This is a genomic window from Pedococcus sp. P1_H8 (genome assembly GCF_056405175.1).
The window spans coordinates 1-373 of record NZ_JBFUCP010000433.1; the positions used below are offsets into that span (position 1 = coordinate 1).

General features: G+C 75.1%; 1 protein-coding gene. It reads left to right on the plus strand.

The features are described 5' to 3' along the window. A partial coding sequence (locus AC1DYG_RS20715; RefSeq protein ID WP_477641707.1) for an ABC transporter substrate-binding protein occupies positions 1–373 on the plus strand: 373 nt, incomplete at both ends.

A 373-nucleotide genomic window follows, 5' to 3' on the forward strand; every position in this document is an offset into this window, starting at 1 on the left:
ATCCTGAACCTGCGCCCGACCGTGTTCCTCACCGACACCAGCATCGGCCCGCGGGCCGTGCAGGAACAGTTGCGGGCGGCGGGCGTGCCCGTGGTGTTCTTCGACCCCACGCGGACGCTGGCCGGTGTCCCCGGCCAGATCCAGGCCGTCGCCGACGCCCTCGGCGTGCCCGCGGCGGGCGCCGAACTGAGCCGGCGCACCGCCGACCAGATCACGGCCGCGACGGCCAAGGCCCCGACCGACGGCACCCGACCCAAGATCGCCTTCCTCTACATGCGCGGCACCGCCATCACCATGATGGCGGGCCCGGGCTCGGGGGCCGACTCGCTGATCGAGGCACTCGGCGGCGTCGACGCCGGCACCGCGGCGGGCC